The sequence below is a fragment of the Rufibacter glacialis genome, from assembly GCF_008271745.1.
Lineage (GTDB): Bacteria > Bacteroidota > Bacteroidia > Cytophagales > Hymenobacteraceae > Nibribacter > Nibribacter glacialis.
The window spans coordinates 798,845-811,070 of sequence record NZ_VKKZ01000010.1 but is presented as its reverse complement, the minus strand read 5'-3'; the positions used below and the strand labels follow the sequence as shown (position 1 = coordinate 811,070).

Sequence of the window (12,226 nt, the reverse complement as noted above, 5' to 3'; positions counted from 1 at the left end):
TAAACCTATGCTCTCCAACCTCCTCCGTACGGTGGTGCTCTGCGCCACCCTTGCCAGTTGCCAACAAACCGCCTCTGTGCCGGCTTCCAGCGCTTCGCTCCCTACTTCCAGCACCAGTACCGCCAGTACGAACAACAGTTCCGGCACCTCCTCCGCTCCGCAGGAGGCCACCCTCCTAACGGGGGCGCAGCAGACAGAGTTATACCTGCCTTACCTGCAAGGCAAGCGGGTGGGCCTGGTGGTTAACCAGACCTCTACCATTGGCAAAACGCATTTGGTAGACACTCTCTTGAGCCGCGGCGTAAAAATATCCGTGATTTTTGCCCCCGAGCACGGTTTCAGGGGTGATGCCGATGCCGGGGCACACATCAGCAATTCCAAAGACCCTAAAACCGGTCTGCCTATCCTGTCTCTGTACGGCAAGAACAAGAAGCCCTCGCCGGAGCAACTCAAAGACGTGGACGTGGTGTTATTTGACATCCAGGATGTAGGCGTTCGGTTCTATACCTACAGCAGCACCATGCATTACGTGATGGAGGCCTTAGCCGAGCAGAACAAACCCATGTTGTTGCTGGATCGCCCCAACCCCATTGGTTACCTCATTGACGGGCCGGTGCTCAAACCCGCCTTCAAATCATTTGTGGGCATGAACACCATTCCTATCTCCCATGGGTTGACGTTGGGTGAGTATGCTTTGATGATCAATGGCGAAAAATGGCTTAAAAACGGCGTGCAGGCGCAGGTGAAGACCATCCCGGTGAAGAACTACCACCACAAGATGTTCTATTCCCTGCCCATCAAACCATCACCCAACCTGCCCAACGACCAGTCCATCAAGCTATACCCGTACCTATGCCTGTTTGAGGGAACCACGGTGAGCCAAGGCCGCGGCACGCACACGCCGTTCCAGGTGATCGGGGCGCCGTACTACCCTGACAAATCCTTCTCCTTCACCCCCGTGCCCATCCCCGGCATGTCTATGGATCCGCCTTACAAAAACCAGGTGTGCTACGGAAAAGACCTCTCCAAACTGGAACTGAAAGAAGATTTCACCCTGAGCTATTTACTGGACTTTTACCACAAATCGGGGCAAAAAGAGAAGTTCTTCAACAACTTCTTCAAGAGCCTAGCCGGTACCGACGAGCTGCAGAAACAGATCATGGCGGGTATGAGCGAGAAAGAGATCAGGGATTCCTGGAAAGCAGACCTGGAAGCCTACAAGAAAATGCGCAAGCAGTACCTGCTTTACCCTGACTTTGAATAACCCCATGCGGAAAGAAGACCTCCGGATTATCTTTATGGGCACCCCAGATTTTGCGGTGCCCGCCCTCCAGGCTCTGGTGGAAAACAACTGGAACGTGGTGGCCGTGATCACCGCGCCTGACAAACCGGCGGGCCGGGGCCTCAAACTGGTCCACTCCCCGGTGAAGGAACTTGCCCTGCAACACCATCTGCCCATTCTTCAGCCTACCAACCTCAAAGACCCCTCTTTCCAAGAGGAGTTGAGGAGTTACCAGGCTAGCCTGCAGGTGATTGTAGCGTTCAGGATGCTCCCTGAAGCGGTCTGGAACATGCCTCCGCTGGGTTCCCTGAACATCCATGCCTCCCTGCTCCCCCATTACCGGGGCGCGGCACCCATCAACTGGGCGCTCATCAACGGAGACCAGGAAACCGGCGTCACGTCTTTTTTCCTGCAGCACGAGATTGACACCGGTGACATCATTCTCCAAAAACGGGTTGCCATTGCCCCGGAAGACAACTTTGGCACCCTCTATGAGAAACTGAAGCACGCCGGCGCTGAACTGCTGTTGGAAACCGTAGAAGCCGTGGTGGAGGAACGTACTCAGCCTTATCCCCAACCCCAGCCGGAAGAGCCGCTCAAGCTGGCCCCTAAGATTTTCAAGCATACGTGTCAGATCAATTGGGAGCAACCCGCCCGGCAGGTGCATGATTTCGTGCGGGGCCTGTCTCCATACCCCGCCGCCTGGACCGTGTTGGAGGAAAAGCAGTTCAAGGTGTTTTCGGGCCGAGTTCTGGAAAACGCCGCCAAAACAGCGCCTGGTACCTACACCACTGACGGCAAAACGTACTTGCACGTGCAATGCGGCCATGGCACTGCCTATGCGGTAGAAGAACTGCAGATGGAAGGCAAAAAACGAATGAAGGTGCAGGATTTCCTGCGAGGTTTCACTTTTCAGCACGCTATATGATTGCCTTAGTAGTGGCCATCGCGGAGAACCGCGTCATCGGGAAAGACAACCAGCTTATCTGGCACTTGCCCAAAGACCTGCAGCATTTCAAGAAACTCACCATGGGCCACCCCATGGTCATGGGCCGAAAGACCTTTGACGCCATTGGCAAACCCTTGCCGGGCCGAACCTCCATCATTGTGACCCGCCAGCCGGAGTACCAGGCCCCTGAAGGCTGCGTGGTTACTTCCTCGCTGGAGAAAGCCCTGGAACATGGGTTGGCCTTGGATGAACAGGTGCTGGTGGTAGGCGGCGGTGACATCTACCGGCAAGCCCTGCCCTTAGCCGAGGTAGTCTACCTCACCCTGGTGCATGAGTCTTTTGAGGGCGATGTCTTCTTCCCGGAACTAGAGGCCGACGCCTGGGAGGTAACCGAGCAGGAAGAGCATTATCCTGATGAGAAACATGCGTTTCCGTTCACTTTCTTCACTTTCAGAAGAAAAGCAGGATTCAGCCAGAACTGATCAACAAGACCCCTCGGTTGAATCAGGCACGTTTTCTTAAAAAGAAGCCTTATACACGACTAGGAGCCAATGCCTCCTGCGTTCTGGGCTTCTTTCTATGAAAACAGGCTTAATCCCGGGAACGGTTTTTTATCTTCTAGCCTAGCCCTAAAACAAAGCCGCCCCTTATCCATAAGGGGCGGCTTTGTTTTAGGGCTGTTTTCTTTAAAACGAGCGGTTATCTCAGAATGTAGATTTTTCCGTAGCCTTTCTTGAAAGCTTTGTCCCCTTCGGTGTACCGGTGCTTCATCTCCTCGGGCCCTTGGTCTATGACCACCCGGTAGAGGTACACGCCGTTGGCTAACCGGTCGCCAAACTCATCGGTGCCATCCCAGGCGAACTCAGAGATGTTGTTCCCTATCTTGATGGGGCCAAACTCTTCCTTCTGCACTTCCCTGATCACTTTACCGGTCACGGTCATGATCTGCAGCTTCATCTTCTCAGGCACCATGCTTCCGGTTAAGGTAAAGACAAACCTGGTCTTAGACGAGAACGGATTAGGGTACGGGTAGAAATTGGAGATGGTAAATTCATTGATGACCTCAAAGTTGATGCTGTACCGTTCACTGCCCGCGCGCTGACCTAAAGCATCCACCCCTTGTACTTCCAAGGTGTATTTGCCATTGGCCAATTTCTGGGGCTGGTACTCTACCCTGAAGTCATTCTTGTCATCTGCCGGATACCACTTGATATTCGGGTCTGCGGATACGTTGATCTCCTCAAACTCTGCGCCTTCTTTCTTGAGATATACTTTCATAGACGCCGGGTCGGTGATAGGGATCTTCCGGCTGTTGTCTTTCAGCACCATACTAATCAACGGGCTAGGCGACACAATGTCCCCATCCAGAATCCTTACCCCATCAAACACCACGTCCAGCACCGGCGGAATACCCGCCGAGAAATTCACGTTGAAAGGTACTTCCAGGGTGTTGTTCAGGTAGGTCTGCTCCGGCAAAATGCGCGGATTCACCGTTACCCGCAGCCTATTGGCTCCTTTCAGGTTGACGGTAGAGAATTTATGATGGAAGAAGACAGTATCTTCTTTCTGCAAAGGCTCTACTTTGAAGCGCTTTTCTGTTCTGGTGCCGTTTTCTTCAAACAAGGTGGTTTCCACGGTCAGCGAGTCTGTGAAACTCACCGAGCTTATGTTATGGAAGGCAAACCGCAGGTAGACTTCGCCGTTACTTGCCTGCTCAGACACTTTCTCATATTTGTCCAGCCCCACCAAATCAGGTCTGATCAACCCTTCCGGAACCCCTTCATACAGAACCGTCCATTGGCTAAGCTGCGGAGCTGTCCTTTGGGTTTCATCTTTCAAGGCCAGTTTCAGCCTTAGATACGGGTAAAGACTGGCATCAATGTCCGCCAGGTTATGGTTGGCGGCGGTTACATTAGCGGAGATGGTGGTCTCTTTCCCGTTTTTGTCTACCCCAATTACATCCAGGGTGTAGCTGTCAGACGATTCTAACTTCAGATGGTGATGCAATGACTTCCATTCTCTGGCAGGGCCAATGAGGGTGGAGGTTAGGCTGCCTTGTCCTTCCTGAGAGTTCACCTGTCTTTCTATCCGGACGGTCTGCTGATTCCTGGCAGTAGGATCCGCTTCAGAATAGCTCAATTCAGTCACTGTTCCTGGCGTAGCTCCTTTGCGGCCCACAATGGCAAAAGGGTCACCCGTGATCAACTTGTCTATTAATGAAGATCCAATGGAGTTGAAGGCTGCCTTCAGACTAGGGCTCATGGTAGAGTAAGGCACATTGCTCATGCCTACCATGGCCACATGATAGCCAGCAGGAATATTAGTCAGGAAGTTCTCTAACCTGGTTAGATTGGACGATTGTCGTAAATCGTTGAAATGGTAAACGAATTTGGGGTCAGTACCACAGATGGAAGCAAATTCAGTGGGTGCGTTTATTGGCTCTAGCGTTTTATCATTCAACACGATCGCCATCATGTTGGGCCGGTCAGTATTACAGTCAGCCTCAATGGTTTTAAAGTTGTCCAGGAAAATACCATAGGGAGGATACCCAAAGTGCTGCCCACCCCCTACACCTTTCACCTCAAATACCCTGAAGGTGGTGGCAAAAGAGTACGTCTTTTGCTGCGGTTGATCTACTAAATTCCGCTTATCGGCTTTTTGGACTTGGCCAAACCCTTTCTGGGACCAGCCAGATGGACTACCCGGAATGTACCTAAAGGAGCTGGTGGCCCACAAAGTGTCTTCGTTGGCAGCAATTGTTTCATACCTGACCCTCCAGAAATATACTGCGCTGTCTCTTGCTGGGGTGTTAGTCGGTAGCGTTACCTCCCAGGTTGGCATTAGGGCAGCCTGAACTACCTGTGACTTTCTCCAGGAACTGGTAAAGGTATGCACCGTGTCAATTTCAAAATAATACCCCCGGGGAGCCGTCAGTAAATCCGTTGACTGACCAATCAGTTTTACCTTCTGGTCTTTTACAATGGAGTATTCTTGAGGGCCCAGGGCCAGTACGCCACTCTTTGAAATGAAATAGTCAATGGAAATAGTGTTGTTCATCTCTTCTAATTCATCAATAGAGTCAGTATGGTCTAAGGTGATCAGGAATTTGTTCAACCCAGCCCCTTCAGTGGTTTTAGCCTCTAACTCAATGGCAATGGTATCTCTGTAGAAAATAGGTGCTACTTTGATGGAATCATAAAGGAATTCTGTCCCATTTTCTAATTTCCTGTTAACAGATACATAAAACGTATCAAGATTCACTCTACCATAATTACGGATATCTAGCTTGAGCAGGAATTTTGCAGAGCTGGCAGTGATATTTGAACCGTCACTTGAATGAAGGGTGGCACCACCCTTGGCAACGGCATAGTCTGCCTTTTCCGGACCTAACATGCGTAAAGCTGGGTCAGCATGCAATACTATCTGCATATACATGGCAGTAGCATTGTCGCCTGTTAATCTACTGGAAACCTCTATTGTTTTTTGGTGTTGCACCCCAAGCGGCTTTGATAGGTAGGAAGAGTCACCAAAAGCAATAGAATAGAAGTTTGAGGAAAACAAATTCAATAACGAAGGGTAGCCATAGCTATCATGGGCCATGAAGGAAAGAGCCCCTTTATCTGGCGTCAAAAGCCAATCTTCCCCAAAAGACCTAGAATTGGTGAACGTGTTACCAGCGTTGCAACCATTCATTAAGATCATTGGGTACTTTCCCTGGTTGTTGTAGCCATTCACCACATCTGACACCCTCCCAATATCTAAATCAGAAACGGTAGAAGAACTATGCCCAAAAAATGTAATGAGCGATAACCCGGAATTTAGTTCCCGAGCAATGTTCAAGGTATCCAAACCACCCGTTGAGCTCCGGATTTTAGTTAAGACATTCGCCCCTAACCAAGGTCCTTCTGCAATACGTTCATAACTTCGCATATAGGAAAGAAGCATGCGTTGTTCCTGTCCGCTACTGCCTACCAGATGGAGCATATTCTTGCGCCAATCTAAACTGTAGGGCAGGCTCTCATGGGTTTTGAGTTTAGAGAAATAATCAAGGATTTCTTTAGGTGTGCTAGCCGGCAGACGGCCTGTGGCCACCTTAGGCACATAATCTCCGGTTTCCCAGTCGGCTGTAAAAAAAATATCTGATCCAGGCGTTCCACCAGTAGGTATTAAATCTTTGTAGGTTAGTGCCGCAGGATTCTTCCTGACATTAATATTGTCTGCCTCCAATCCTTTCCCAATCAAAAACAAGTACTGGGGCTTGCCGTTGGCTATCTTGTATTTCATGAAGCGCCTGATGGCGGCTGGTGATTTATCACCATAGAAGAATTGGTCATAAAGTTGCCCTACTTCCATGGTAAGGGTATCATATTTTCCTCCCGCCGCAGATGCCCTATAAGCCGCATAATCCCGAACCGGGTTGGTAGAGGAGCCGCTAGGAACCATTAAGCTTTGGTGAGAAATAATAAAATAGTTGGCTTGACTCGCAGCCACAGACCTGAATCTAACCTCTCTTGCCGCGAGCGGTACCAAAGGAGTAGCAGCCCATAAAATGCCCTTGTTGAAAGAGGCCGGAAACACAAAGCCTTTTTGCGCCCCTGATACTACTCCGGCAATTCGTTTGATACCTGCCAGATTTGTTAGATCATACCCGGTGGCGTTCAAGGCAGTACTTCCCTCAAAAACAAAGTAATTTGATCTATTGGCAGCAGAAGATGGCTTGATGGGTAAGCTTGCAGTATTCAGTACATTCCTTTGGGGATAAATCGTTTTGAAATAGAAAGTTCGAAATCTAGATACAGGATTTTTGGCAGCTGTTCGCACAATTAATCTTCCATCTGAATAGAAATCATTAGCTTCTATTCCAAATTGCTGCTTTATGACTTCGTCATTCTTAAATTTCACTGTACCAACAAAACGCTCAGGTCCGCTTGGGGGGGTAACAAAAACATCCACCTCATGATTGTTACTATTAGCCCCAACAAAAGCGATTTCCAACTTAGGAGTTACATCAGCACTGTGCACATTAAATCCCATACTGGGAAGTGTATAAGTCCATCCAGCTACAACCCCCCCGATAAACCCCTCACCAGCATCCATCCAAGACATGTTATTTTCTCCATACCTCTTGCCTCGAGAGTACTGTCCATTATCTAACCAAATAGCTTCCTGCATATGCCAAGGTTCTGCGGTAAGCCCCGCCGGGTCCTGGGTATAGGAGGTCATTCGCTTGCCTGGGGTAGTAGACCAAGTCAAAAAATAAGCCGCGGTATCTGTGTAAAGGCTATAATGGGGGTTGATATGATTGGCGGCAGGGTCTTTATACAGCTCCCTGTCCATGGCCCCATCATTCTGCTCTCCATAGAACTCAATAAAGTCATTGGCATCAAAAGAACCGTCTGCCTCGCCTTCCACGTGGATAGAGACTTCCTGGCCCCGGCGGTAAAGCTGGAAATTACGGGGATCAACCCCGCTGATGCCGGCAGCCTGCAGATACGCCGAGTTTAAACGGTAAATACCCGTGGTGGGCACTTTGATCTTGTAATACTTCTGGCTGTAGTTGATCCATTCGTTTCCATAGGTAACCTGTTGCGCAGAAGAAGGCTGAGAAGCCCCCAGTAGCCCAAGAGCACCCAATAGGGTCAAGTATAAAATTCTTAAGTAAGAAGGTGTTTTCATATAAATAGCACGCAATCAAAAATCAATCAAAACTATAGGCCAGGGAAACAATCACGGAGGAGACCTGGGAATTATCTGCCACTTTAGACAAAGCCAGGTCTAACTGCAGGCCGTGCGTGGCCACTCCTACTCCGAAGTTGGGCTGTACTTTCCAGCTACTCTTCCCGTTGAAATCCTCTACCTGTTGCACGTTATTCAAGCCTCCGCGCAGGAAAACGGCGTTAGCGTATCCTATCTCCATACCCACCCTTGGGTCTACAGACACCACGCCCGAGGAAAGAAGGGTATTTCGTTTCCCATCGGTTGTCACTTCCAAGTCAGTGCTTACTAGAGCCGAAAAGCGATTGGCAAACTGAAAGGACCGGCCTACCCCAAGAATCAGGCGCGGCAGGGTTACCTCAATGCTATTCGCGTTAAAAGACTCAGCGTCTTTGAGGTAAGTACTCTCCAATTCCTCAGGGTTTAGTTTCCAGGCGGTAAACGTGGTGGTGATGTCTTTGGCAACCAGCCCGAAGTTCCAGTTACCCCGGCGCAACTGCGCTCCGGCATCAATACCAAACCCCCAGGCATTGGCAAATTTACCCACGTTCCGGTAGATGATTTTCACGTTGGCCCCCAAAGTGAGGCCGCGGACAAGGTTGCTTTGCCGCGCATACGAAGCAAGGAATGCGTAATCAGCCACCGAGAAAAACTCAATGCTGTCATACTGGATAGCCCCATATTCATTTTGAAGGCGACGGGTATCGGCTATGTCATCTACGCCGGTCCTGATAATGGAAAAAGCGAGGGCGCTGGTAGAATCAAGGTTAGTGGCGTAGGCGCCATAGTCATTCTTCACGATGCCGGCAAAGAGCTCTGAGTGCATGTACACCGCATTGTGGCGCTTGGGCAAGCCAACCAAACCTGCCGGGTTCCAGAAACCGGCGGTGGCGTCGCGCACAATGGCAGATTGCACGCCCCCCATTCCCAACGCTCTTGCCCCTACGCCTATGTTGAGGAACTCATTGCTGTACTTGGGCGCAGAGATATCCTGCGCCTGACCCAAGCCCGGAAGAAGGAGAATAGCAAGAAAAGAAAGGATGGGTACTAGTTTTTTGACCATATGGAATAGTTATATGTCATATACGTAAAGAACAGGTAAAGATAGCATCCTCCCCCTATATTACAGCACGTTACTTTCGGGCTTACTACATTCTACAGCGCCTATCTGTTCCGTAATTAGTCATATTTCTTTCCCTGCTTCTCCTCGCCTGCCTTCTTACTACCTGAAGAACTTGCGATTGCCCTTTCTTTTTTGAAAACGCAACCAAAAATAAATTTCAACAGTACCTTGCTTTACATAGTACCTTCTAATATATTTGTATCAACAATTCAGACTCACAGGCCATGAAAGTAGAAAACACACAAGTGCAGATGCGGAAAGGGATTCTGGAGTACTGCATTCTGGAGATCATCTCCCGCGGTGAAGTCTACGCCTCCGACATGCTGGAGGAGTTGACTTCAGCTAAGATGATTGTAGTGGAGGGGACGCTCTACCCACTACTCACCAGATTGAAGAACGCCGGACTCTTAGATTACTCCTGGGTAGAATCTACCTCGGGGCCACCCCGCAAATATTACACCCTTACCGCCACCGGCACGGAGTTCCTTGACCAACTCCGCCACACCTGGCAAGAATTAGTAGACTCCACCACCTTCATCACCAACCGCAAGAAATCCAACTAGCCATGAAAAAGAACATAAGTGTCAACTTACAGGGCATGATCTTCCACGTGGAGGAAGACGGCTATGAGATGTTGAGCCAATACCTTGCCGCCATCAAAGCGTACTTCTCCTCTTATGAGGGGCATGAAGAAATAGTGGCAGATATTGAGTCGCGCATTGCAGAGATCTTCTTCTCCCGCCTTAACCCGGGCAAACAGGTCATCACCCGTGATGATGTGCAGGGCCTGATTGCCCAAATGGGAACCATAGCAGACTTTGAGACCGTAGAGGCAGACGAAACAGAGCATACCTCCGCCAGTGGCCCGAGCCAGACGACCACCCCTCCTTTGGCTGCGCCCACAGAGCAGAAAAGACTCTACCGTGACATCAACCGCAAGGTGTTGGCCGGGGTGGCAGCCGGAATAGCGAACTACCTGCAGGTAGACCCGCTGTGGATCAGGTTGGCGTTTGTCTTGTTGGTGCTGGGTGTTCCGTTTACCGGCGGCTTTACCTTACTAGGTGCCATTCTGTATGCTGTCTGCTGGATAGCGCTGCCTAAGAACGCCGCGCTGCCAGACATCCCGGTCCGGAAACTCTTTAGAGACCCCGTAGACAAGAAACTGGGTGGGGTTGCCAGCGGTATTGCCATCTATTTTGGCGCCGATGTGGCCATCGTCCGGTTGTTGTTCCTGGTGTTCTTCCTGCTGGGCGGCGTATCATTGATCCCCTACATCATTCTATGGATTGCGGTACCAGAGGCCAAAACCATCACGGAGCGGGTGCAAATGCAGGGAAACCCCGTCACGCTCTCCAGTATAGAAGAATCTGTTAAAAACAGCCTGAACATGCAAGACGCTAACGGCCAGGAGAGCACCTTAGCCAAAGTCTTATTGTTCCCGGTACGGTTGGTGTCTCAGGTGATCCAGGCTTTGTCTCGGGTGCTTCACCCCCTTCTGGGTTTCCTGGTGACGGCGGCCCGGGTGCTCACTGGGCTTTTGCTGATGACGGTGGCTGGGGCCTTTATGATTGCCCTGTTGGTCACCCTTATGACAGGCCTGGGTATTTTTGACCAGCCAGACTTCGTCCAAATCGGCTCTATTCCGGCCACGGCCCTTTTCAATGTGGTACCTTACTGGTTGGTATGGGCCGGATTCTTCGCTGGCATGATCCCAGCACTGCTTCTCTTCCTGGTGGGCGTTGGCATTTTAGCCAGACGCTTCCTGCTTCGCCCTACGGTGGGCTGGACTATGCTGGGCCTGTGGTTGATCTCGGTAGCCGCTTTGATCAGCGGTATTGGCCTTACCTCCCGCCATTTCCAGGAAACCGGTGAGTTTGTGGCAGAACAATCTTTTCCGGCCGCCGCCTACAACACCATCGTCTTCAACATCAGAGACACCAATCACCAATACGGCCATCGCATGAGCGTGAAAGTAGAAGGCCATGCCGGTTCTGAGGTGAAGGTGATCCAGACGTACCAGGCCCAGGGACTGAATGAGGAAGACGCTATCAAAAACGCCCAGATGATCTCCTACAAGATGGTGCAGCAAGACTCAGTGCTTCGCTTTGATGACGCCTTCACCTTCAAACCTAATGCCACGTTCCGGGACCAGGACCTGGACCTCAGAATCCTCATCCCCGAAGGAAAGCAAGTGCGGTTCTCTGAAGGCTTCGCCGATCATTTCTCACATGAGATCACTGATGGCGAATACTACGCAGATGATCTGGCTGGCAACACCTGGCAAATGAAAGAAGGCCGTCTGGTTTGCCTTACCTGCAGCGTGGTAGACACCACCGCCAGAGCAGCCAACAGACCAGCAGTAAGCCTAGATGATGACCTGGCCATTCTAGATGATGAGTACAAGGGCATTTCCAAGATCTACAACGTGCGTAATTTCACAGAGATTGAAGCCGGTGGCGCCTACCACGTAAGGGTGCGCCAGTCGTTCCGCCACCATGTGCGGGTAACGGGCCCGGCCAAGGAACTGGACAAACTGCAGTTACGGGTACAGGACGGCGTTCTGAAGATCAAACGCACCAATGATTTCTTCAAACTCTGGGAAGTAAGCAAGAGCCCTGTGCTCATAGAAGTGGAGACCCCGGATTTGTCCCTCATAGACCTCAGCGGCGCTGCCAAGGCAGAGGTGATCGGGTTTGCCCCGGAGAACTTCACCATCAAGCAGTCGGGGGCAAGTGAACTGGCTATCAACGTGAGCACCGGGCGCCTGAGCCTGGATCTTAGCGGAGCCGCCAAGGCCAACCTGAAAGGCCACGCCGATGACCTCTCTATCAACGGCAGCGGAGCCAGTGAGGTAGAAGCCGCCAAACTGATAGCGCAACGCGCCGATGTAGACGTGAGTGGTGCCAGTGAGGCCGTAGTGAACGTAAAGGAGCACCTGCGGGCAGATGCCAGCGGCGCCAGCACCGTCAACTACCTGGGCGAAGTACAGCAGGTGGAAAGAAATCAATCTGGGGGCTCCCACGTAAGCCGCCGCAGATAAAATCCTGTTTAGGGGCGGTTTTCTGTAAAACTACCCCTAAACAGAAAAATTCCGAGGCCTCTCTTCTCTGGATTTCTTCGGGAGGCCGGCACAAGGAGGACGCGCTTCTGGCAAAGT

7 protein-coding genes are annotated in these 12,226 nt (G+C 50.9%); 5 read left to right on the top strand and 2 right to left on the bottom strand.

Annotation, left to right across the window (positions count from 1 at the left end; translation table 11 throughout):
* The first annotated feature begins 7 nt into the window (after positions 1-7).
* The 3 genes from FOE74_RS04220 to FOE74_RS04210 are packed head-to-tail and all read left to right on the top strand — an operon-like array spanning position 8 to position 2,713.
* Positions 8-1,264 carry an exo-beta-N-acetylmuramidase NamZ family protein gene (locus FOE74_RS04220; protein WP_149097337.1) on the top strand — a complete coding sequence of 419 codons (1,257 nt, stop codon included), beginning with the start codon at positions 8-10 and terminating at the stop codon, positions 1,262-1,264.
* A gap of 4 nt (positions 1,265-1,268) precedes the next feature.
* Positions 1,269-2,210 carry a methionyl-tRNA formyltransferase gene (gene fmt / locus FOE74_RS04215; protein WP_149097336.1) on the top strand — a complete coding sequence of 314 codons (942 nt, stop codon included), beginning with the start codon at positions 1,269-1,271 and terminating at the stop codon, positions 2,208-2,210.
* On the top strand, positions 2,207-2,713 hold the full coding sequence (locus tag FOE74_RS04210) for a dihydrofolate reductase (protein WP_149097335.1): 507 nt from the start codon (positions 2,207-2,209) through the stop codon (positions 2,711-2,713). The genes fmt and FOE74_RS04210 overlap by 4 nt, the downstream gene beginning before the upstream one ends.
* 217 nt (positions 2,714-2,930) lie before the next feature.
* Here the strand turns inward: FOE74_RS04210 and porU2 are convergent, their stop codons facing one another.
* Both porU2 and FOE74_RS04200 read right to left on the bottom strand, forming a co-directional pair.
* On the bottom strand, positions 2,931-7,907 hold the full coding sequence (gene porU2 / locus FOE74_RS04205; RefSeq protein WP_149097334.1) for a putative type IX secretion system sortase PorU2: 4,977 nt from the start codon (positions 7,905-7,907) through the stop codon (positions 2,931-2,933).
* Between the two features lie 22 nt (positions 7,908-7,929).
* Positions 7,930-9,009, bottom strand: a complete 1,080-nt coding sequence (locus FOE74_RS04200) for a putative type IX sorting system protein PorV2 (protein WP_149097333.1) — start codon at positions 9,007-9,009, stop codon at positions 7,930-7,932.
* Positions 9,010-9,293: 284 nt separating this feature from the next.
* On the opposite strand from FOE74_RS04200, the gene FOE74_RS04195 reads away from it, so the two are divergent.
* Together FOE74_RS04195 and FOE74_RS04190 are read left to right on the top strand one after the other, a co-directional pair.
* Positions 9,294-9,632: a PadR family transcriptional regulator gene (locus tag FOE74_RS04195; RefSeq protein ID WP_149097332.1), complete on the top strand. Its 339-nt coding sequence runs from the start codon at positions 9,294-9,296 to the stop codon at positions 9,630-9,632.
* Between the two features lie 2 nt (positions 9,633-9,634).
* The gene (locus FOE74_RS04190) at positions 9,635-12,109 is read left to right on the top strand and encodes a GIN domain-containing protein (protein ID WP_149097331.1); all 2,475 of its coding nucleotides are present in this window, start codon (positions 9,635-9,637) and stop codon (positions 12,107-12,109) included.
* The last annotated feature ends 117 nt before the right edge of the window (positions 12,110-12,226 follow it).